The 22,571-nt window shown below is 36.4% G+C and carries 19 protein-coding genes; 10 read left to right on the top strand and 9 right to left on the bottom strand.

Annotated elements, in window-relative coordinates:
• Positions 1-48 precede the first annotated feature (48 nt).
• The 5 genes from DBO93_RS09060 to DBO93_RS09080 all read left to right on the top strand — a co-directional run bounded on the left by DBO93_RS09060 (position 49) and on the right by DBO93_RS09080 (position 6,450).
• The gene (locus tag DBO93_RS09060; RefSeq protein ID WP_108457787.1) at positions 49-1,047 is read left to right on the top strand and encodes an NADP-dependent oxidoreductase; all 999 of its coding nucleotides are present in this window, start codon (positions 49-51) and stop codon (positions 1,045-1,047) included.
• A gap of 180 nt (positions 1,048-1,227) precedes the next feature.
• Positions 1,228-3,345: a molybdopterin-dependent oxidoreductase gene (locus DBO93_RS09065; protein ID WP_108456056.1), complete on the top strand. Its 2,118-nt coding sequence runs from the start codon at positions 1,228-1,230 to the stop codon at positions 3,343-3,345.
• 102 nt (positions 3,346-3,447) lie between these two features.
• Positions 3,448-4,281: a MoxR family ATPase gene (locus DBO93_RS09070; protein WP_108456057.1), complete on the top strand. Its 834-nt coding sequence runs from the start codon at positions 3,448-3,450 to the stop codon at positions 4,279-4,281.
• Positions 4,282-4,286: 5 nt separating this feature from the next.
• Positions 4,287-5,459 carry a VWA domain-containing protein gene (locus tag DBO93_RS09075; protein ID WP_108456058.1) on the top strand — a complete coding sequence of 391 codons (1,173 nt, stop codon included), beginning with the start codon at positions 4,287-4,289 and terminating at the stop codon, positions 5,457-5,459.
• A gap of 76 nt (positions 5,460-5,535) precedes the next feature.
• Positions 5,536-6,450, top strand: coding sequence for a haloalkane dehalogenase (locus DBO93_RS09080; protein ID WP_108456059.1), 915 nt, complete (start codon positions 5,536-5,538; stop codon positions 6,448-6,450).
• Between the two features lie 139 nt (positions 6,451-6,589).
• Here the strand turns inward: DBO93_RS09080 and DBO93_RS09085 are convergent, their stop codons facing one another.
• A complete protein-coding gene (locus tag DBO93_RS09085) occupies positions 6,590-7,282 on the bottom strand; it encodes a crotonase/enoyl-CoA hydratase family protein (protein ID WP_108456060.1) in 693 nt (230 codons plus the stop codon).
• Between the two features lie 571 nt (positions 7,283-7,853).
• On the opposite strand from DBO93_RS09085, the gene DBO93_RS09090 reads away from it, so the two are divergent.
• Positions 7,854-9,449, top strand: a complete 1,596-nt coding sequence (locus tag DBO93_RS09090; protein WP_108456061.1) for a hemerythrin domain-containing protein — start codon at positions 7,854-7,856, stop codon at positions 9,447-9,449.
• 65 nt (positions 9,450-9,514) lie between these two features.
• Here the strand turns inward: DBO93_RS09090 and DBO93_RS09095 are convergent, their stop codons facing one another.
• The 4 genes from DBO93_RS09095 to DBO93_RS09110 all read right to left on the bottom strand — a co-directional run bounded on the left by DBO93_RS09095 (position 9,515) and on the right by DBO93_RS09110 (position 13,010).
• Complete coding sequence (locus DBO93_RS09095; protein ID WP_108456062.1) at positions 9,515-10,123, bottom strand: glutathione S-transferase family protein; 609 nt, start codon at positions 10,121-10,123, stop codon at positions 9,515-9,517.
• Positions 10,124-10,211: 88 nt separating this feature from the next.
• On the bottom strand, positions 10,212-11,108 hold the full coding sequence (locus DBO93_RS09100; protein WP_108456063.1) for a bile acid:sodium symporter family protein: 897 nt from the start codon (positions 11,106-11,108) through the stop codon (positions 10,212-10,214).
• A gap of 307 nt (positions 11,109-11,415) precedes the next feature.
• Complete coding sequence (locus DBO93_RS09105) at positions 11,416-12,342, bottom strand: alpha/beta hydrolase (RefSeq protein WP_343215948.1); 927 nt, start codon at positions 12,340-12,342, stop codon at positions 11,416-11,418.
• Positions 12,343-12,347: 5 nt separating this feature from the next.
• Entirely contained in the window at positions 12,348-13,010 is a 663-nt protein-coding gene (locus DBO93_RS09110; RefSeq protein WP_108456064.1) for a nitroreductase, read from the bottom strand.
• 382 nt (positions 13,011-13,392) lie between these two features.
• On the opposite strand from DBO93_RS09110, the gene DBO93_RS09115 reads away from it, so the two are divergent.
• Positions 13,393-15,189 carry an acyl-CoA dehydrogenase C-terminal domain-containing protein gene (locus DBO93_RS09115; protein WP_108456065.1) on the top strand — a complete coding sequence of 599 codons (1,797 nt, stop codon included), beginning with the start codon at positions 13,393-13,395 and terminating at the stop codon, positions 15,187-15,189.
• A 202-nt stretch (positions 15,190-15,391) separates the two neighbouring features.
• Here DBO93_RS09115 and DBO93_RS09120 read toward each other — a convergent pair whose 3' ends face one another.
• From DBO93_RS09120 to DBO93_RS09130, 3 genes are all read right to left on the bottom strand, one after another.
• A complete protein-coding gene (locus DBO93_RS09120; RefSeq protein WP_108456066.1) occupies positions 15,392-16,069 on the bottom strand; it encodes an RES family NAD+ phosphorylase in 678 nt (225 codons plus the stop codon).
• Position 16,070: 1 nt separating this feature from the next.
• A complete protein-coding gene (locus DBO93_RS09125) occupies positions 16,071-16,466 on the bottom strand; it encodes an antitoxin Xre-like helix-turn-helix domain-containing protein (RefSeq protein ID WP_108456067.1) in 396 nt (131 codons plus the stop codon).
• Positions 16,467-16,557: 91 nt separating this feature from the next.
• Positions 16,558-17,292 (bottom strand): ABC transporter permease, encoded by a 735-nt coding sequence (locus tag DBO93_RS09130; RefSeq protein WP_108456068.1) that lies wholly within the window; start codon positions 17,290-17,292, stop codon positions 16,558-16,560.
• Between the two features lie 119 nt (positions 17,293-17,411).
• On the opposite strand from DBO93_RS09130, the gene DBO93_RS09135 reads away from it, so the two are divergent.
• The 3 genes from DBO93_RS09135 to DBO93_RS09145 all read left to right on the top strand — a co-directional run bounded on the left by DBO93_RS09135 (position 17,412) and on the right by DBO93_RS09145 (position 20,677).
• A complete protein-coding gene (locus tag DBO93_RS09135; RefSeq protein WP_108456069.1) occupies positions 17,412-18,107 on the top strand; it encodes a HupE/UreJ family protein in 696 nt (231 codons plus the stop codon).
• Between the two features lie 81 nt (positions 18,108-18,188).
• Entirely contained in the window at positions 18,189-18,725 is a 537-nt protein-coding gene (locus tag DBO93_RS09140; protein ID WP_108456070.1) for a hypothetical protein, read from the top strand.
• 239 nt (positions 18,726-18,964) lie between these two features.
• Positions 18,965-20,677: a SulP family inorganic anion transporter gene (locus tag DBO93_RS09145; protein WP_204100665.1), complete on the top strand. Its 1,713-nt coding sequence runs from the start codon at positions 18,965-18,967 to the stop codon at positions 20,675-20,677.
• A 235-nt stretch (positions 20,678-20,912) separates the two neighbouring features.
• On the opposite strand, the gene DBO93_RS09150 is transcribed toward DBO93_RS09145, so the two are convergent.
• Complete coding sequence (locus tag DBO93_RS09150; protein WP_108456071.1) at positions 20,913-22,358, bottom strand: MATE family efflux transporter; 1,446 nt, start codon at positions 22,356-22,358, stop codon at positions 20,913-20,915.
• Positions 22,359-22,571 lie beyond the last annotated feature (213 nt).

Below are 22,571 nucleotides of genomic sequence, written 5' to 3' on the forward strand. Positions count from 1 at the left end.
GTTAACAAGCCCATTAATATCGCTTTTAAAACTATAATGAGAATAATAATGACTACTTATACTGCAATTAATTTAATAGCCCGTCCAACAGGCGGCCCAATTGGCCCAGAGCTATTTGAAGTAGTAGAAAAAGAATTACCCAGTATCGGCAAAGGTCAATTTTTAGTTAAACAAAACCATATGTCGCTAGATCCCGCCATGTTTGGTTGGATGAGTCCGGATACCGAGAGCTATATTCCGCCTGTTGCTCTTGGCGATGTTATGCGCAGTTCTGGTATCGGCGAAGTGGTAGAAAGTAATCATGAAGGCTTTCAAGTTGGCGATAGAGTGATGGGTTTAATGGGGTGGACACAGTACTATTTATCTGATGGTACAGGTCTAAATAAAGTTGCCGCGCCACTACCAGATGAAGCCATTCTTTCAGTGTTCGCATTACCGGGTTTAACGGCCACTCAAGGTTTATACAGTATAGGTAAACCTAAAAGTTGTGAAACCTTGGTGGTTTCAGGAGCAGCAGGCTCTGTTGGCTCAATTGTAGGCCAACTGGCGAAAGCTGATGGTCTTACAGTTATTGGTATTGTAGGTAGTGATGAAAAAGCTGATTGGATAATTAACGAATTAGGTTTTGATGGTGCGGTAAATTACAAAACTGATAATTTAGCTGAGCAATTAGCCAAATTAACCCCTCGCGGTATTGACGTTTACTTTGAAAACACCGGCGGACCCATTCAACATCATGTATACCAAAGAATGAATGCGCATGGTCGCATTGCTGTTTGTGGCATGATCGCAGACTACTCGAAAGAAATACCTGATTTGGCTCCAAGTTGGATTAATATCATCAAAAAACGTCTGACTATACAAGGTTTTACTATGCCTGATCACTTTGGTGAAATTCCGGCGTTATTAGAAAAACTTACCCCTTATGTTATGCAAGGTAAAATCAAGCATCGTGCACACGTTTTACAAGGCCTTGAATCAGCAATAACAGGTTTGAACTTGTTCTTTACAGGTAAGAACAAAGGTAAGCTAATCGTTAAGCTTTAATCTGTTTAAAAGTTAATGCTGTAGCCGTTATGACTAAAATTAAGCCACAGCATTAACTTCAGAAATACTTCCAACAAACTTCTTTAACGTGATAACAAGTAAACTATCAATATTACATGCTTGGGTTATTAATTCTCAACGTACTCAAAAATGTATTTATTGTTAACTTAGGCGATATTTATGAGCGAAATTAAAACCCATTACCGAAATTGTAATATCTGTGAAGCCATGTGCGGTTTGGAAATTAAGTATCAAGATAAAAATATAATTTCTATCAAAGGCGATAAAGATGACCCATTCAGTAAAGGTTATAATTGCCCCAAAGCTACAGCCTTGCAAGATTTTTACGAAGATAAAGACCGTTTAAAAACACCGATTAGACGAACTAAAACCGGTTGGGAAGATATTTCGTGGGAAGAAGCTTACACAGAAATAGCAGAAAAATTTAAAACCACTCAAGCAAAACATGGCAAAAACTCATTAGCCTTATATTTAGGAAACCCTAACGCTCATAATCTCGGTAATACATTATTTTTAAAACCTTTTATGAAGTCACTTGGTACTATTAATCGTTTCAGTTCGGCTTCAGCTGACCAAATGCCACATCATGTGGCTTCAAACTTTATGTTTGGCGCAGGTATGCTCATTCCTGTTCCAGATATTGACCGTACTGATTTTATGCTAATTATTGGCGGTAACCCTGTTGTTTCAAACGGGAGTATGATGACAGCCCCTAATGTAATCGGACGCTTAAAGGCCATCCAAAAGCGTTCAGGTAAGGTGGTAGTGGTAGATCCTCGTCGAACTCATACCGCAAAAGTTGCTGATCAACATTTGTTTATTCGTCCGGAAAAAGATGCTTTATTACTTCTAGCACTGATCAATCGTGTTTTCGCGAAAAATGCCGTTAAATTACGCCACTTAGAAGAGATAATAGACGATATAGAGGTTTTTAAGACCATTTCAGAAGCATATTCAGCAGATGCCGTTGCTGAATTCGTAGGTATTTCCGCGCAAGACATTTATACCTTAGCAGACGAATTTATGTCGGCAAACTCAGCCGTTTGTTATAGCCGTATGGGAGCTTCAACACAAACCTTCGGCGGTTTATGTCAGTGGTTAACGAATGTGCTAAATATAATTACGGGTAATTTTGATCGAGCAGGCGGGGCGATGTTTCCTCAACCGGCTTTCGATCTATTAAGAAATTATAAAAAAGGTTTTAAAAGCTCCTTTGGACAATACCATTCACGAGTGAGAAAACTGCCATTTTTTAATGGTGAATTTCCTGTCGCCGCACTTGCAGAAGAAATCCAAACAGCGGGTGAAGGTCAAATTAAAAGTTTGATCACTGTGGCTGGTAATCCCGTACTTTCAAGCCCTAGTGGTCATAAGTTAGCCGAAGCATTTCAAGAACTAGATTATATGGTGTGTGTTGATATTTATTTAAACGAAACCACCAAATATGCCAATATTATTTTACCGGCAACTACGGGGGTTGAAAACGCTCACTATGACATTTTCTTTAATTCATTTTCTGTACGTAATACCGTAAAATATTCAGCGCCATTGTTTGAAATAGAAGAGTACCAGCGTAACGATTATGAAATATTAAAAGAATTAACCATCAGAATGTCTGACGAAGAAGTACCAGCACATGTAAAAAGTTTGACACCTGAAATAATCTTAGATGTTGAGTTAAAAAAAGGTCCTTATGGTGAGCAAGGCTTTAGTTTACAAAAACTTATTGATAACCCTCACGGTATCGATATTGGTCCTTTAATGCCATGTGCGGCAGAACGTATTAAAACATCTGATGGTAAAATAAACCTATTACCGCAACTTTATGTAGATGATTTAGTTAGGCTTAATGCCGTTATGTCACAACCTGCGCGAAATAAAAACTATCCCTTTGACTTAATTGGCCGTCGATTAGTTAAAAGTCACAATACGTGGACGCAAAACTCTGCTCGTTTAGTTAAAGGTAAGAATCCATGCACTTTAGAAATTCATCCTGATGATGCTCAGCAGTTAGGGGTTTCAAACGGCCAGTTAGTAAACGTGAGTTCAATATCAGGTGAAGTATTGATTAACGCGGTTATTACTGATGATGTGCAACGCGGTGTTGTTACTATGCCTCAAGGCTGGGGACATAATCAAAAAGGTACCAATATGTCGATAGCAGCGACTCAACCCGGTGTTAGTATTAATGACTTAACCGATGTTAATCGAGTTGATTTACTCACAGGTAATGCAGCATTCAATGGTACGCCTGTCGCTATTAAAGTGGCAACCTAAAGCTAGGCGTAACTCATTATATAGTGATATATAGCTTTAATATCATTCAAATATTTTACAGATGTCTAAACATTAAACGACATCATATTTATAGGTAAGCACATGTTTAAAAGTACAGAAAATTATATCGCATCTGACGAATTACGTTTAGCAGTAAATGCGGCCATTACCCTAGAAAAACCCTTGTTGATCAAAGGTGAGCCTGGAACGGGTAAAACTCAACTCGCAGAAGAGTTAGCAAAGTCATTAAACTGTAAACTATACCAATGGCACATTAAATCTACTACCAAAGCACAGCAAGGGCTTTACGAGTATGACGCAGTGTCGCGATTAAGAGATAGTCAACTAGGTGATGAAAAAGTAAATGACATTTCAAATTACATTGTTAAAGGTAAGCTTTGGCAAGCATTTGAAGAAGAGCAGCGCCCAATACTGTTAATTGATGAAATTGACAAAGCAGATATAGAGTTTCCAAACGACTTATTGCAAGAGCTTGATAAAATGGAGTTCTTTGTTTATGAAACTCAACAAGTAATTAAAGCAAAACAACGTCCCATTATTATTATTACCTCAAATAATGAAAAAGAACTGCCCGATGCTTTTTTACGTCGTTGTTTCTTTCATTACATTAAGTTTCCAACCAAAGTTGAAATGGAACAAATCATTGCTGTGCATCATCCTCATGTAAAACAAGATTTGTTAAAGCACACTTTAGAAGTGTTTTTTGATCTGAGAGATCTACAGGGGATTAAGAAAAAGCCTTCAACGTCAGAATTAATTGATTGGTTAAAGCTGTTAGTTGCCGACGATGTTGCACAAGACGTTTTAATAAATAAAAAGTCTGATGTTATTCCTTTGTTTGGTGCCTTACTTAAAAATGAGCAAGATGTTTCGTTACTTGAAAAACTTGCCTTTATTAGCCGAAGAAATAGGTAATAACGGTGTTTATAGATTTATTTCTGACGCTGAGAAAACACAAAGTACCAGTAAGCCTGCGTGAACTGCTCGATCTTATCGCTGTTTTAAAAAAGAGCGTTGTTTTTGCTGATGTAGAAGGGTTTTATCATTTAGCTAAAATAGTGATGGTTAAAGATGAAATACATTACGACAAATTCGATGGCGCATTTGCAGAATACTTTGACGGTGTTCAAAAAATCGATATTTTCGACCATGTTGTTCCAGAAGATTGGTTACGTAAAAAGTTTGAAAACCAACTTAGTCAAGCTGAAAAAGACCAGTTAAAGGCACTTGGTGGTCTTGATGAATTAATGAAAACTCTTAAAGAGCGCCTTGCTGAACAAGAAAAGAGGCATGAGGGTGGCAGCAAATGGGTAGGCACTGGCGGTAAATCACCATTTGGAGCTTATGGCTATAACCCTGAAGGTATTCGTGTTGGGCAAGACGGTAATCGAAATAACCGTGCAGTAAAAGTTTGGGATAAACGTGAATTTAAAAACTTTGACCAAGACAGAGAGCTAGGGACACGTAATATAAAGTTAGCCCTTAAAAAACTGAGAAAATTTGCTCGTACAGGCGCCAGTGAAAAGCTTGATATTAACACCACTATTCGGTCAACAGCGAAAAATGGTGGTTTGCTCGATGTGCATATGGAACCAGAGCGTCATAATTCGGTAAAAGTGTTAATGTTTTTTGATATTGGCGGCTCTATGGATGAATACATTCATACCTGTGAAGAATTATTCTCTGCCGCGCATACCGAATTTAAACATCTCGAATTTTTCTATTTTCATAACTGTGTTTACGAACGTTTATGGAAAGACAATAGTCGTCGAAGACATGATACCGTTGATTTAGATGAAATAATTAGAACCTTTGGTAGTGATTACAAAGTTATATTTGTCGGTGACGCAACAATGGGGCCTTATGAAATAGTTGCACCTGGTGGCAGTGTTGAGCATTGGAATGAAAAGCCTGGACTTGAATATATGCGCAAAATTTTAGCTCATTTCACTAAAGTTGCTTGGTTAAATCCTCAACCTGAAAATCAATGGGATTATTATCACTCTATCTCAATCATCAAAGATATTATTAGCGATAAAATGTTTCCTTTAACCGTTGATGGTATAGGTCGCGCCATTAAAGAAATTAGCTAAACTGCCGGTGATTATTTGAATAATATGACAACAAAAACTTAACGTATTAATCATAATAAGGTCTATGAGGGGTTACATGAATTATCTGCGCACTGACGATAGCTGTTTTGACAAACTTGAAGCTTATAACTTTTTACCCAACTATTTGATGGTGGATGACACCGAAGGTGGGCAGCTAAGAGTCCACTTTATTGATGAAGGGCCTAAAGATGGTGCATTAATTCTATTAATGCATGGTGAACCTTCATGGAGTTACCTATACCGTAAAATGATTCCAGTTTTAGTGAGTGCAGGATTTCGGGTTATTGCATCCGACTTGATCGGCTTTGGTCGTTCAGATAAACCGACCCAATGTTCTGACTATACTTATAAACGCCACGTGGATTGGATGCACGCATTACTTAATCAATTACAATTGTCCAACATCACCTTGTTTTGTCAAGATTGGGGCGGATTGATAGGGTTACGTTTAGTTGCTGAACAAAGTGAGCGATTTAGTGGCGTTGTCGCTGCGAACACTATGCTACCCACAGGAGAGCATTCACCTGGAGAAGCATTCAGTCAATGGCAAAAATTTTCTCAAGAAGTTCCAGAATTTCCAGCGGGTAACATTATAAATAGCGGAACAACCTCAGTATTATCTGCTGAAATTATTGCGGCCTATGATGCTCCATATCCAGAAGAAAAATATAAAGCAGGGGCCCGACAGTTTCCTTTATTAGTACCAACAAGTATTGATGATCCTGCAACAAAAAGTAATTTGGCAGCATGGGAGATATTGAGACAATGGCATAAGCCATTTTTAACCGCATTTAGTGATTCAGATCCGATCACGGCTGGTGGTGATAAAATAATGCAAAAGTTAATTCCGGGTACAAAAGGTCAAGCCCATACCACCATAGTCAACGCGGGGCATTTTTTACAAGAAGATCAAGGCGAACAGTTAGCGCAAGTGGTGATCAAATTTATCAAAGATAACGGTAATAACTAATGGGTTAAATATAAAAAAAGTGAGCACGCTTTAGGTGCTCACTTTTTAATGGCGATAATTTTAAAACCAACTATAAAATCATTGTTAAATTAACGCTAATTCAGTAATACAACGCTGGTGCATAACATTACAAACTCAGTTATAAAGCAATAACCATTGCTGAATCAAGTTCTATAGCGGCATCCAGTGCGGCTAAAATATCCTTTCTTTCTTTTAATTTAGTGCCATGATGCGCTTTCATATTCAAAGCTTGCATTTGAGTAGCAGCGGCTTTAGCTGTATCTAATAATTGTTCAGGTTCAACTAGCGTATCTAAAAATCCCGCTAGAACAGCTGTTTCTGGTGAAAATAATTCAGCATTGATTACAGAACGAGTTAAGTAGTTGATTGGCATGCGATTACGGGCTATTTCAATGCCAGCTTGATGCATTGTCATGCCAATAGCCACTTCATTCAAACCTATTTTAAATTTGCCCAAACTGCCAATACGGTAGTCACAGCTAAGTAATAAAAATGCGCCTTTCGCTATTGCATGCCCTGTACAAGCACCAATTATAGGAAAAGGAAAAGACAACATACGTCGAGATAAAGTAGAGCCAGCAGTAACTAAAGCTACTGCTGATGCTGAACTTTCTTTCATTGTTTTTAAATCAAAGCCGCCAGAAAATATTCCTGGCTGACTTGTTAAAATAACCACTGCACCGGCAGTTTCTGCTTGATCTAACGCGTCATTTATTTCAGTAATTACTTGATGGGAAATAGCATTAACTTTGCCATTTTTAAGGGTAATTGTTGCTATGTTTTCACTAATGTCTAAATCGATTAATTCCACGGTGCTTCCTATTGTTTTCAGTTTCTTATTAATGACTTAATAAGAAAATAGTAAATGTTATTACATTCAAAATCATCTTACTATTGTCTGCAGATGTTTTGAATAATGCTAGCTTGATTATTGTTTTTATTGCTAATAAAGTTAATTTTTACTATTTTAAAATAGTAAGTCCATATTACCAAGGGCACAGAAACAATCACCAGCAAAATATGTGTTTTTATTAAAACTTTTAACTATAACAAGGATGTTAACCTTCATGTTTAGTTATTTAGCAAAACTGTACTGAGGTCTTTTTTATGAATATACAGTCATTGATAGTATGAAATTTAGACTAAATCTTCGCTTTATATATAAAATAACAAATAAATTTAAAAAATTGACACTTTAACCATGCTTTATTTTAATTTTTTAACTACTATTACTTTTATAAGTACCTGCTATATCGACATATTTATCAAAAAACTTTATTAACATTTAATAATGTCGTCAAAGTTAACCGGTAAAAATTATGACATTTTTAGATAAAGTTAATAGCTACAAATTAAACTGTGTTAATAGAGAGAAGTTATAAATGAAGCCGGCTAAAATTACAAATCAACTTGACATTGTTATGGTTTATCAAGAGCGAGATATTGTAGAGCCTGCAATTCAACAAATAACAGAATTAGGCTTGAACTTTAAAACTTATAAATTTAGCCCCGATAAACTAAATAGCTTAACCGCAATGAAACCTAAGGTTTTATTACTCTCATCAAATAACATCAAAAATACAATTGAATTTTATATCAATTATCTCGAAGAATATGAACAAAATATTGCGCCTCATAGTGCCATATTATTGATCAATAACCGCGAAACATTTCGAGCTTATTTGGCTTGCGAGAATGGTTTGTTTGACGACTATGCCATTATTAACCCGTTAAATGAACCTTACCGCTTAAAACTGGTTTTATTAAAAGAATTAAAACTAATAGAAAGCCGTAACAACGATAGCTTAAATCAACTGGTGAGTGATGGTGAAGACGAACTTGCCTCATGTATTGAGCATGGTGTAGCACTTAAAAAAACATTCATAGAAGGTGTTAATCAATGTGAAAAAGATATCTTGTCAGCTACGCAAACCGCCATTGAGGACAAAGAAGCTAAAGTAGTTTTACAAAATCTTGTCGGTTTATCACTAGACCAAATGAATGACACTGTTTCGAGTAAAATTCAGGGAATTTTAGATCAATTACTTGAATTAAAAGATAATAATGAAGCGGTAAAAGCAAAGGTTATTCAAAACAACATTAAAGATTCTCTGTCTGAAAGGGTAAATACAGGCTTGTTAAGTGCTGAGGTACAAGATATAGAACACTTTCAACGTACTTGTTATAAGGTGCTTGTGGCTGAACCTTCTAATATGTTCGCCCATGTTATTGATAAAATATTTTCTGATACAGTATTTAAGTATGTATTAGTTAACGATGGAAAAGCTGCCTTAGATGAGATAAATAACTTTAAACCCAACGTTGTACTTTTAGCTTATGACTTACCCACCTTAAACGGTATTGAAATTACAGAAATCATTCGCAAAGAAGGTAATCAAGTACCTATTATTGCCTATACTCAAGATCGCGATAGAGAAGTGATAAAACGCTGGTTTCCATTGGGTTTGAGCGGTTATTTAATAAAACCCTCTAAAAAAAGTGCCATATTAAAAAGTATCATTAAAGCGATAAAACTACCTAATGAAGTGCTGGAATATAAAGAAAAAGACAAAAAGGTGGTATTTAAATGGTTACCTAAATACCTATTAGGTAATAAAGATATTGATGATAAACATGAAATGATATTTACCATGTTAAATGATTTTTATCATAAAGATGAGAAACAGTCTGCCATTATACTTGCTCAGCACTTAACTTCATATATCGACTTACAGCTAGAATCAGAAGAAAACTTATTAAAACAAATTAATTATCCAGACACTGAAAAGCATATAAAAGAGCATGAAGAATTAAAAGCTAACCTTATGGCTTTAATAAAGAAACTGGATCATTATACTGTTGAAATACAGCATAAAATCGCCATGTTTGTTTACAATTGGCTTACTCAACATATATTACAATCTGATATGTTGTATAAAGATTATGCATTATCAATAGAAGACGAAAGTTTCAGTTGATTTAGATTAAATAAGTGCACAGCATGAGCAGTTTATGTTGTGTTATCATGTCTGCGCATTATAGTTCAGCCCAAGCTTGCTGCTTTTTGGTAGGCAGAGCGTTGTTTTACATTATCTAAATAGGCTTTGGTATAAGTTCTAGATTTTAGTAACCCTAGATTATCAGCCATTTCAAGCACAATTGTCATCATAATATCAGCAGCAGTAAAACAATCACCTGCAAAATATTGGCGTGTTGCTAAAGTACTTTCAATATAAGAAAAGTCTAAATTAATTTCCTTAGCGATATAGCCATCAAGAGGTTGTTTACCATCACGTGTTTCCATCGACATTAATAACGTGCTGATGACCGGTAAACTTAGTGATCCTTCAGCAAAATGAAGCCATTCTAGGTAATGGTAGTACTCAGTTGTATTCATTTTGGGACGAAGGCTTTCATTGTTGGTTTGATTAAGCAAATATTCCATAATCGCTCCCGATTCACATAAAGTAATTTCGTTATCAACAATAATGGGAGCTTTAGCAAGCGGATGAACCAGTCGTAAACTCTCTGGAGCTAATCTTGTTAGCGGATCACGCACGTGGTTAACCACGTTATATGGCATGCCAAGTTCTTCTAATAACCAAAGCACACGGGTTGAACGTGACTTATTTAGATGATGAATTGTTATCATAATAGTTCTCTTTAGCTTTCTTTATTTCTAGTTGATAAATACGACACTATAACGTAACTAATGTCGAAATTATTGCTATTTCAATTAATTAGGTTTGAGCTTGCGATGCGGGTAAGTTAACTCTAGCGCGTAAAAATCTCACTAATACACCTGCGGTAAACAACATCACCAAAGTATAAATAGCAGGGGTAAACGACATTTTATAATTCGCTAATAATGTTAACGCCATAAACATTGATAATGTACTGTTTTGTAGGCCTACCTCAATAGTCACTGAGGTGGTTTGTGCGGCATTTAAACCAAACCAGCGGCTTGAATAGTAGCCTAACGCCATTGTTGAAATATTTAATATAAGAGAAACTGGCCCTGTAGCAATAAAAGCCGATACAACAATATCTTGTTGCACATAAGTTAAAAATATAATCAACAAGGTTAAAAACAAAATACCAAATCTCGACACTAATACTTGGCTACTATCAGCAAAGCGAGGTGCAAAAGATTTAATTAACATGCCAATAGCAATAGGCACAATAGTTAAGCCCATTAAACTGATAATAGTAGGTATTAAGGGGAGCTGAAACTCGCTACCTTCACCCATAAAGTGCACAAGTGATAAATTTAACACAACTGGAATGGTAAAAACGGTGATTAAGCTTGCCACCGCGGTCATGGTAACAGAAAGTGCAACATCACCTTTTGCGATATGCGAAAACATGTTTGAGGTAGTACCGCCAGGGCAAAGCACTAACAACATAACACCAACCGCATATTCAGGTTCTAATGGCATAATATTAGCAAGTGTAAAGCCAATAATGGGAAGTAATATTAATTGATTAAGCAAGCCAACCGATACTGCTTTTGGATATTTTAAGATACGTTTAAAATCATTTGGTACGAGCGATAATCCCATGCCCATCATAATCAAAAATATACATATTGGAACCACTTGAGTATTAACTAATGTGACTAATTCTGTACCTTGCATATTCATCTCCAATGGAGGCTATTGAACGTTCTTGGTTAAATTTATGTCGAAATAACAGCGCTTTACTTTTGTTGGCTTAACTAGCAAACCTGTTACCGGCACAGTTATTTTGTATAAATTGCTTTTGATTGCATTCTTCTAGCTATATTTGCTTTCCTATAAACACAAAATAACGAACTTATTGCTATCTTGCTTTATACATAAAACACATAAGGCTTCGATGAATTTAGCAAGACTTTGCATATATTTATTAGTGAATCTAATGACTTTACTTCGTTATTTAATAAAATTGCTTAAGAGTTAAAAATTAAGCGTAGATAAAACCTTCAATCGCGTAATTAATCTCAGTAGATTTTTCATGCATCAACCAATGGCTGGCATCTTGAAAACGTTTAATCGTGCAGTTTGGTACATACTGCTCAAGGTCGTCTAGATTCTCTACAACAAAGGCTTCGTCTTGTTCTCCCCATAATATTAAGGTGGGAACATGCACTCGAATATTGGGTATTTTCATCTCAGTAACTTGCTTTACTTGCTCGTTTGAATTTTTTTCGTTTTTTGAAGCAAGTTGAGGCATAGCACGGTAGTACTGAAGCATGCCATTAATAACCCCCGTTTGTTGCCAAACATTAATATACAAGGTTTTATTTTTGTCATTTAATACCGAAGAACCATCAGAAAAAGTCATTTTTTCACACAAGTACTGATAATTATTTTGTTGAAGTAAATCTTTAGCATTGAGGTCAATTAATTGATGAATATAGTCGCTTTTACTGCGTTGTAGGGGATTGTTGATCATTTCACGAGTGAAAGTACTTGGATGCGCCGCATTTAAAATGACTAACTTATCAATATATTGAGGATAGAACGCGGCTAAGGGCCAAGCAATAGCGCCCCCCCAATCATGTGCGACTAAGAATACCTTTTGGTTTTGGCTTACCGCTGCGATAAATTTACTGATAAATGCAATTAAGTGTGGAACCTGATAAAAATTAACATCATTGGGTTTATCGCTTAGGTTATAACCGGGCAAGTCAGGAGCAATAACACGATAGTTATTTGAGAAATAGTTGAGTTGATGTTGCCATGCTTGCCAATACTCGGGAAAACCATGAAGAAAAACCAATGTAGCAACGGTATTGGTATTTTCATTTGCGCATGGTTCGTCGCTAACATAATGTATGTTAACACCTTCAATATCTATGTAGTGGCTTTTTAGCGGCATCGTTTGCATCAATATTAGCTAAAAAATTCAACGGCATTAGCCACATTTTCTCGTTCGGTGCGAGTAGCGTTAACTGCGGCGCTTTCGTCTGCGTAACCAAACGACATACCAAATAAAATTCCACGCTGTTCAGGCAGGTTAAGCGCTTTTTTAACGGGGTCTGGAAATTGTCCCAAAGCGCCTTGCATACAAGATGAAATGCCATGTTCAGCTAAGATTAACGATAAAGATTGTGCGTAAATGCCTAAGTCAACAGCGCCCATTATGTCTAGGTACTTGTCCATAGTAAAAAATGCTACATGCGGCGCATCAAAAAATTGCCAGTTACGTATCATTGCCATTTGTCGTGCTTTTTTATCTTCACGCGCTACACCAATTGCAGAATACAATGCGTTAGCCGAACCGAACTGTCGTTCTCGGTGAATACCTTCATATTTAGGTAACCAGTTAAAATCAGGGTTTGGCGCTGCACCTTGCATAATTGTCGCAACTAAATCATTTTTCAGTTGCTCTTTTTTCTCGCCTGAAACAACACAAGTCTGCCAAGGCTGTACATTACAGTTTGATGGTGCTTGTTGCGCTTGTTTAAAAATTGCTTCAAGTAATTCTTGGCGAATGGGTTTACTTAAATAAGCACGAGTTGAATACCGCTCTTCTAACAAGGTAATAACTGACATAAGACATCCTTTATGAACATATAAAATATTATTTTAATAACCATTCGAGTAACTTACAAAAATAAGCACATGTACTTATATTAAATCTACACTCTTTATAAAACCAATGAATAATTATTATGGTGATGTATTCCAATAAAATATAGTAGGGCTGGTTAAGTAGGCTGAGCCATAAAGTAGCAAACGAGATGTGAGAAAAACCAATTGATTTAATTATGCATTTTATAATCTTTGGCAGTATTAATGCTTTTCTGTATACGATTTTTTAATAGATAGTGATTAATAATATTCATTTGTTTTATAACATCAATGTAATTAGCATAATCACTATATGTATATAGTGATTGTAATGTTGTCATAAATTAATGTGGAGAGTATTTAAATGCCAGAGTATAAAGCACCGATAAGAGATATAAAGTTCGTCATGCAAGAATTACTTAATTGTGACAAACACTATCAACACTTAGGGTTCAACGATGCCAGTGAAGATATGGTTGATGCTATTTTATCAGAAGCCGCCAAATTTACTGAGCAAGTTATTGCGCCACTTAATCAAATTGGTGATCAACAAGGGTGTACTTGGACAGATGGTGTAGTAACAACACCTGATGGTTTTAAAGACGCTTATCAACAATATGTTGAAGGTGGATGGCCTACTTTATCTCAAAGTGTTGAATTTGGTGGTCAAGGATTACCGCATTCACTCAATAGTGCAATCAGCGAAATGATGTCATCAGCAAATCATAGTTTCGCTATGTACCCTGGTTTAAGTCATGGCGCATTAGCAACTATTGAGGCACATGGTACTGAAACTCAAAAACAACAATTTATGCCAAAGTTAGTTGAAGGTAGTTGGACAGGCACCATGTGCTTAACCGAAGCGCATTGTGGTACTGACTTAGGTATGCTGCGTACTAAAGCCGAATTGAGTGCAGACGGTAGTTATTCATTAACCGGTTCAAAGATATTTATATCTGCCGGAGAGCACGACTTATCTGACAATATCGTACATATAGTTATTGCTCGTATTCCTGGCTCACCAGAAGGTAGTAAAGGAATTTCTTTATTTATTGTTCCAAAATTTAACGTAAATGAAGACGGAACGGTAGCTGACAGAAACGGTGTTAGTTGTGGCTCTATTGAACACAAAATGGGCATTAACGCTAATGCAACCTGTGTGATAAATTTTGATAATGCCAAAGGTTATTTAATTGGTGAAGTTAATCGCGGTTTAAACTGCATGTTTACTTTTATGAATTCAGCACGCTTAGGTGTGGCCCTTGAGGGTACTGCAGCAACAGAGGCATCTTTTCAAGGTGCATTAGCTTATGCCAAAGATCGTTTGCAAATGCGTTCAATTAGCGGGATTAAAAACCCAAATGGTCCAGCTGATCCCATCATAGTACATCCAGATGTTCGTAGAATGTTGCTCACACAAAAATCTATTGCTGAAGGCGGCCGAGCGCTTATCGGATATTTATCACAATTAGTTGATATAACACATGCTGAAAAAGATAAAGAAAAAACTGTAAATGCTGAAACTAAGCTCGCTTTACTAACGCCGATAGCAAAAGCACTATTAAGTGAGTTAGGTTTTGAATGTACCAGTCATGGTGTGCAAATATTTGGTGGACATGGTTTTATTAAAGAGTGGGGCATGGAACAATTAATGCGTGACACCAAAATAAGCTGTCTCTATGAAGGTACAACGGGTATCCAAGCATTAGATTTACTTGCGCGTAAAATATTAGGCAGTAAGGGGGCAATTTTACAACCATTTATGGCTGATGTGACTCAATTTTGTCAAGCCAACGCGAATAACGCAGCGATGACAGAGCAAATACAAACGCTAGGTGCTTATTTTCAACAATGGCAGGATATTACGGCAGATGTAGGTAAAAAGGCCATGGGCAATGCAGATGAAATTGGCGGGGCTTCAGTTGATTACCTTATGTTCGCGGGTTACGTTACCTTGGCTTACTTTTGGGCGCAAATGGCTTCAGTAGCTCATGAAAAATTAAAAACTGGCGCTGAAGATGCTGCTTTCTATCAAGCAAAACTTCAAACATGTGAGTTTTACTTTAAACGTATATTACCTAGAGCCCAAGGTCACGCTGCTTGTATTGCAGGTGGTTCTGATTCGATGATGTCATTAGCCAGTGAAGACTTTTCATTTTAATCGGTAGACTTACTATTTACACAATAAAATAACGTAAGTAAAAGATACGACGATTATAAAAGCAGGTATATATAAATAAGGGTTATGGATTACGCTAAAGTGATCATAACCCTTTTTTGATCATAAGCTTGAGTTAATAGGTTTCAGATATTTATCAATACCTATCATCTAAAGATTTAATTTCTGATATGTATTTACTCAATCAATTACTTACAAGCTCTCTAACTTTGGCGATTGAATTTCCGTCAAAAATAAACTCAAAATGTTTCGTTTGAATAGCGGCAGAGACATGAATAGGTGAAAAAAGCCCCCAACAAGTAGCACCCTGATTTCTGACAGACTGATATTGAAAACCTTGCTGACTATTTTTTTTAAGCTGTGCGCCAAGTATTCTTGGCTGTACATAACTGTCAGACTCACTAATTCCTTCAACTTTTGAACAATCAGCAACATTAGCGCTAAAGGTGACTTTTAAGCAGCGCATATCTACCGTGTCGTAATGCAAGCCCGTTATGTTTTGAAAGTATTTCTCTTGATGATAAAGCGTTTCTTTAATCGCGGTATCAACAGTGTCTGCAAGATAAAGTACGCCAAAGTCACCATTGCTAAAACGTGAACCATCAACATTTATATGAGTAAAAGGGGCTGTAACATAGTTAACACCGTCAATACCGAACGGAATTTCTTGGGTTGAAAGCAGTGATAAGTTACCAAGTTCATTTAAAATTCTAGGGTTAGTTAACGCTTGAATGGCATAAACCGCTTCAAAATGATCAGAGCTTATTACATCATCAAAAAGCGTAATAGGCGGGAACTTTGAATTGACCAACCTAAATGTCACTTTGTTTTTAAGCTTTATTACTTTAGTAGGTACTTTCACGTTACCATTGACCGTTACGCATAGCGTCTATTCGTTTAAACACTTCGTATAAGGTGCCAAATTTTCCCGTCGAAATAAGTGATAACGGTGAGTTACCATTAAAGTACGGGTTATCATTTTTCATCGCCATAAAGCCATAAACATTGTCCGGGTTAGAGAAAACCATTTTTAATGCTTGATGTATGTTTGCGATATAACTAATACGCTCTAATTGATCGTTAGACAGCGTAGCACTTTCATTATTTTGAAATCGATAATAGCTACTTTTAGTTAACCCTAGAATGGCTTGTTTATCGCTTGCACTGCATCGCCATTTTTCTAAAATATTGCTACCCAGTTTAAATGCCACTGAACTGCTGATTTTTTGGGGTTTATTTTGATAATTTGAAACTGTCATATAATAGCCCTCTATCTACTGATAAAGTCATTGTAGTTCCTTTTGGGATTTTTATCAATTTCTAGTGCCATATGAAACTAAGTGCTTAATGCTATGGGTTTGAATTTTGGCTTGTGATTAACTTTACTGTTTTTTCAGACAAGATTAAAAATATCACTGACGATATTATGGCTGAGGCAAAAATCATACACATAACAATAATTTGATATCTAGCGGCGATTAAAGGTGAAACACCTGAGAGTATTTGCCCTGTCATCATGCCAGGTATTGAGACTAAACCAACAGCAAATAGAGTGTTTATAACGGGTATCGTTGCCGCATTAAGCGCATTCTTTCTTGCTTGATGGTAAGGTACCCCATTGTTCATTTCAGAAAATAAACGCTCAGCACATAAACTAATACTATTCATTGCGGTGGCGAATATCATGCCAGCTAATGGGATAATAATTTGTGCTTGATACCATGGCGTTATTACTAATGCGCCTTGAGTGATAAAGACTAAAGTAAAACCACCACCACAAATAATGGCAATAAAACCTTGCTTGAATAGCAGTAAACGGTAGGTGGGCAGGGTGTGTAAGGCTATCCAACAAGAAATCCCAACCATTGTGATTAATATAGTCGATATAAGCCAAACATTATCAGAGAAAAATATATAGCTAAGGGCGTAGCCAATAAGTAATAACTGTATTAACATCCGAGCAATAGCATAGCTTGCTTGTTTTACATTTAAAGACCATAAATATAAAAAAAATAATGCGATAACAACGGGAATAAAAGCGATAGAAAGGTCAACTAAGCTGATCAATTGCGGAGTATTGTTCATGATTATCAATAATAAAGTTAATAATATAACTATTATTTAGCATATTCCTTTTAGATACAAATATAGTATTGCTTTCGCTTTAGTACTGTTTAAATAATTATAAAAATAAGGAACACTCATTGAAGAATATCAGCAATAAATTAATCTATACGCTACTGATAGTCATAGCTTCATTCACATCATTTTCATTACTAGCACACGGCGTAGACGACGCTACCAAACAATTTTTAGAAGCTAACCAAGGCTCAGCAATATTTCCGTTTATTTATATTGGCGCGAAACACATGTTAACGGGCTACGATCATTTATTATTTTTAGTCGGTGTCGTTTTCTTTTTGTTTCGCAGTAAAGATGTGCTGTTATATGTAAGCCTATTTACTCTAGGCCACAGTATAACTTTACTTTATGGTGTGTTTGGTAACATTGCGATAAACCCTTATATAATTGATGCAATTATTGGTTTATCAGTTGTCTATAAAGGCTTTGATAATTTAGGCGGTTTTCAGCGTTTGTTTAATTATCAGCCTAATACAAAAATTGCTGTGTGTATATTTGGACTATTTCATGGCTTTGGGTTAGCAACTAAAATACAAGAGTTTCAGCTGCCAACAGACGGCTTAATCACCAACATCATCTCATTTAATATTGGCGTTGAAATAGGACAGTTTTTGGCACTTGCCATGGTGTTAATAGTGTTAAATCTTTGGCGACGACATTCAAGCTACTCGGGCTTTGCCATAATGACCAATACAGCCTTAATGAGTGCCGGGCTGATGCTAATTGGTTTGCAACTGACCGGTTACTTTGTCAATTAATTTTGTTGAATTGCACGCTTAGTGCTTATTAATGAATTAAAAAATTTTAATGCTCAATTGAATATAATATCAGGATTTATCATGAACGAATTTAATATCCCAGTACATACGACTAAAACACTGGTTAAAGCAGGTGTTATGGCACTATTAGTAGCGTTAATATTGCTTATTACCTGTATTTTACCGGCAGAATACAATATAGACCCCACAGGACTTGGGGCTAAATTAGGCCTTACAGCGATAGCCGAAGCTTCAGAAAAAGTGCCGAAAATTGTGCTTGATCGTGGCGAACAAAATCATGAACTACGTACCGATAATATTGAAATTATCATTCCAGCAGGTCAGGGCTTAGAATATAAGTTAAACATGGAAAAACATGCTCATGTGGAGTACGAATGGAAAACTGATGGCACAGCACTTTATTTTGATTTTCATGGCGAGCCTGCTGAGGATAAAACGGGCTATTTTGAAAGTTTTTCTATTACCACATCAAATAACATGCAAGGTTCACTTACTACGCCTTTTAAAGGTTCACACGGTTGGTATTGGAAAAACGAAAGCTTGCAAGATGTTACCGTATCATTAATGACAAAAGGCTACTACACCATAAAGGGTTAATGTTGGTGTCTTTTAAATATCGATAATGCGCAGTTACTATCGGTATTTTCTTAATTTTTATATCTCTTTACAACAAACCGAGTTCGATAAGTAAACTTAAATTCAATCATACAAGTAGGCTGGTGTAATGGCCTATTATCAAAATAATATATTTCATTCATATTGTACGTATTTTCACTATATTTTATACTCTAATAACCCTATTATTAAGCCATTATTAGCTCACTAAGGAAACAGCTTTGTTGTCACGTTTATATAATGTCATGCCCGGCTTGAATGTGTTATTCAATTATGAACGTACATGGTTTGCTGATGACGCTAAAGCAGCACTATCAGTTGCCGCAGTCGCTTTACCGGTCGCTATTGCATACGCACAACTTACCGGCGTTAATGCCGCTGTTGGTTTATATTCTTGCGTATTACCGATGATTATATATGCGTTATTTGGCACGTCTAAACAACTTATTATTGGGCCTGATGCAGCAACTTGTGCGGTAATTGCCGCTGTTGTTACTCCTTTAGCAGCAGGAGATATTGTTAAGCACTGGCAACTCGTTATCACCATGACTGTTATGACTGGCTTTTGGTGCATAATTGCAAGTCGATTTAAACTTGGTGTATTGGCTGATTTTTTATCAAAACCTATTTTGATGGGGCTATTAAATGGTGTCGCCATTACCATTATTGTTGGTCAATTTTCTAAAATTTTTGGTTTTACTTTTGACGAAAAATACCTGCTTGAACGTTTAGGTGGCGTACCAAACTACCTAGCGCAAGCGCATGTTCCTACGCTATTAATGGCTTTACTCACGGTTGGTATTTATTTTTTACTTAAACGTGTAAAGCCAACTTGGCCTGCATCTATGATCGCAATTACTGTTGCAACAACATTAGTCTGGCTTTTAAATTTAGAGCAATTTGACATAAAAACCATTGGTGTTGTCGACGGAGGTTTGCCGTTATTTAAGGCACCTGATTTTAATATCGGGATTATTCGTGAATTAGTCATGCCCGCACTTAACTTAGCGATAGTGAGCTTTGTTAGTTTAATGCTTACCGCACGTAGTTTTGCCGCTAAAAATGGATACGAGATTGACGCAGATAAAGAGTTTATGGCGCTAGGTATGGCAAACTTTGCTTCGGCGCTGTCGCAAGGCTTTGCTGTGAGTGGTGCTGCATCTCGCACCGCGGTAAATGACGCTAACGGCGGTAAAACACAACTAGTGTCTATTCTTGCAGCCATAATTATCGCCATTATCGCTATTTTTATTACCGCTCCGCTTGAATATATTCCAAGTGCTGCATTAGGTATCGTATTAATTATCGCCTCTGCGCACCTTTTAGATTTAAAATCTGTTTGGAAGCTTAGATCAAAAGACAGACAAGCTTTTTACTTAACGTTAACAACACTGTTTGCCGTACTTTTTATTGGTGTAATACCTGGTATAACATTGGCAGTTTTACTTGGATTATTTCAATTTATTCGAACAGTAATGCGCCCAACGGATCATATACTTGGCGTCGATGTTAATGGCGTTGTAAGAAGTTTAGACACCACAGATAAAGCCAAACCTATAGATGGCATTTTTATTTACCGCTTTAACTCGCCGTTAACTTACTTCAATTCGAGTTTTTTCAAACGCAGATTATTAGAGCAATACGCTAGACAAAAAGATGATATAGAATGTGTCATTATTGATGCTGTGCCATGCTTTACCCATTTAGATTTAAGCGTAATGGCCATGTTAGCGGATCTAGATACAATATTTAGAAAGCGTGGTGTACGCCTAGAAATTGCAGGAAGAAAGCGACAATTACTCGCCTGGTTTGTAACCGCAGAAATAAAATCTGGCAATGAAGGAATATATGTTCATTCTGATTTGTATCTGGCGTTAAGAATAAACCAAGCCAAGCAACTTGCAGAAAGAGAAGAGCAGATAGAGCTTAACTAATTACTAGCGTGTGTTTATCATGTAAACAGAGTCATTGTAGACAAGTTAGGGCTCGATAATATCATTGCTTTGGCAGCATCGTTTAAATAAACCTAACCTTCATCGCTTAAATAACGACGTTAAATTATTATCATTAACGTCGTTATTATTAATATTTCTGTTATCGATTAGTCATTAGCTAAAGAATTGACTGTATAAGCTGATGACTCGTATAAAAGTTGTGACGATTTTAAGGTTATTTTTTCACTTGATCTGTATGTAAAGTGTCAAAGCAATCATTGGCTTCTTGGTAATCAATTTGCTCATTTATACTAGGCTCGTTTACCAGCACTTCTTCAGCATATATGCCTTTATTTCGCCATACACCACTTTGCCAACGCTTAAAGCCAATAACGCCGCGAATACACTCATCCAAACTTGTTGCTATCCAAATTCCCACTAAACCATAGGCAAAGTGAAGCCCTAAAAGCCAAGCTAAAGGCAGGGCAAAGAACCACATCAACATAAAGCCGGCAATTGACACATAACGGGCATCACCAGAAGCTCGCAATGAAGAGCCTACAATAAGATTAATACTGCGGCCAAACTCTCCCATAATAGCGACCCATAATATTAATTTCCCTAAAGCCCAAATATCGGTGTTATCGGTGAATATACTAAAAAAATATTCAGAAAACCCTAATAATGTAAAAACAAAAAACATTGAACCAACAAGTCCAATTTTAAGGCCTAACATCAGCTGAACATGTGCTTCATCAAATCGTTTAGCACCAATAAAATGAGCCACCTTAATTTGTACACCAGCACTGATAGCAAAACAATAAAGAATGGCCGTAAACAGCAAGTTAAAAGTATAGATACGGGTAGCTAAAGCTAGCTCGCCCATAGTTACAATCATCACCGTCATCATAATTTGCGTCAGCTGCCATGACATAGGATCTAAAACAGAAGGCAAAGCTATTTTTAAAATAGGCGAACTATCTTTTTTAAATAACACCCAATTGTTGGGTAAAGCAATATTGATTTTTAAGTGTTTAATTATAATAATCAATGTAAAGCATAAGCTTACAACCCAGGCGATGACAGAGGCATAGGCTACGCCTTGAACCCCAAGGGCAGGGAAACCGAATTTTCCATCAATTAATAAATAATTAAACAGTATATTCACTATGGTCATTATAAACGTTGACCACATGTTCCAATGTGTTTTACCTTGCGAGGTAAGAACCGCTGCAGCGGCGAACCGCATCGCTAATACCCAAGTGCCCATACCTATGGTACTTAAATAAATACTAGCCATAGCTGACATATCATCTTGCAAACCCATCCACTGAGCAAAAGTAGGGGCGAAAGACATCATCATAACGGTCAGGAAAAGGCCACCGAATAACAAAATTGCAAAAAGGGCACCATAAGTAGAAGCTAACTTACTATAATCTCCAGCACCAATTCGTTGTGCAGCAACACTACTGCCGCCTTGATGTAGTGTACTATAAAGAGCAAAGGCAATGCCTAAAATAGGCATAACAGCACCTATAGACGCCGCAGCAGTATCTGATATTCGACTTAAAAACCAAGCATCAGTGACATTAATCATAAAAATGAAAAATAGATCAATAAAAATTGGCCAAGTTAAACTAAGTAAACTTCGATCAGCAACTGATGGATTAGATTTAGGCAACACACTTCCTTAAAACTCGTAATAAGCTAGTATAACAGTTGAAAATGTAAATACTGTTGCATACGTTTGTTACAAATCGTAATAAACAAAGTTAAGAATAAAAGTGTAAATAAGAGCAAATAGGAGAGCATAAAATCAATATTTGATGGTTTATTCAGCACTCGGTAACAAAAATCAATTAAAATGCCTATTATTAGCAATTAGCACTTTACA

The sequence above is a fragment of the Colwellia sp. Arc7-D genome (assembly GCF_003061515.1).
Classification (GTDB): domain Bacteria; phylum Pseudomonadota; class Gammaproteobacteria; order Enterobacterales; family Alteromonadaceae; genus Cognaticolwellia.

What these genes read in the sequence shown, in the direction of transcription:
- DBO93_RS09100 (WP_108456063.1), bottom strand. Translation starts at nt 11,108, where the DNA reads ATGCAAGGTACAGAATTAGTCACATTAGTTAATACTCAAGTGGTTCCA.
- DBO93_RS09080 (WP_108456059.1), top strand. Translation starts at nt 5,536, where the DNA reads ATGAATTATCTGCGCACTGACGATAGCTGTTTTGACAAACTTGAAGCT.
- DBO93_RS09070 (WP_108456057.1), top strand. Translation starts at nt 3,448, where the DNA reads ATGTTTAAAAGTACAGAAAATTATATCGCATCTGACGAATTACGTTTA.
- DBO93_RS09115 (WP_108456065.1), top strand. Translation starts at nt 13,393, where the DNA reads ATGCCAGAGTATAAAGCACCGATAAGAGATATAAAGTTCGTCATGCAA.
- DBO93_RS09140 (WP_108456070.1), top strand. Translation starts at nt 18,189, where the DNA reads ATGAACGAATTTAATATCCCAGTACATACGACTAAAACACTGGTTAAA.
- DBO93_RS09105 (WP_343215948.1), bottom strand. Translation starts at nt 12,342, where the DNA reads ATGCAAACGATGCCGCTAAAAAGCCACTACATAGATATTGAAGGTGTT.
- DBO93_RS09060 (WP_108457787.1), top strand. Translation starts at nt 49, where the DNA reads ATGACTACTTATACTGCAATTAATTTAATAGCCCGTCCAACAGGCGGC.
- DBO93_RS09125 (WP_108456067.1), bottom strand. Translation starts at nt 16,466, where the DNA reads ATGACAGTTTCAAATTATCAAAATAAACCCCAAAAAATCAGCAGTTCA.
- DBO93_RS09095 (WP_108456062.1), bottom strand. Translation starts at nt 10,123, where the DNA reads ATGATAACAATTCATCATCTAAATAAGTCACGTTCAACCCGTGTGCTT.
- DBO93_RS09090 (WP_108456061.1), top strand. Translation starts at nt 7,854, where the DNA reads ATGAAGCCGGCTAAAATTACAAATCAACTTGACATTGTTATGGTTTAT.
- DBO93_RS09065 (WP_108456056.1), top strand. Translation starts at nt 1,228, where the DNA reads ATGAGCGAAATTAAAACCCATTACCGAAATTGTAATATCTGTGAAGCC.
- DBO93_RS09130 (WP_108456068.1), bottom strand. Translation starts at nt 17,292, where the DNA reads ATGAACAATACTCCGCAATTGATCAGCTTAGTTGACCTTTCTATCGCT.
- DBO93_RS09110 (WP_108456064.1), bottom strand. Translation starts at nt 13,010, where the DNA reads ATGTCAGTTATTACCTTGTTAGAAGAGCGGTATTCAACTCGTGCTTAT.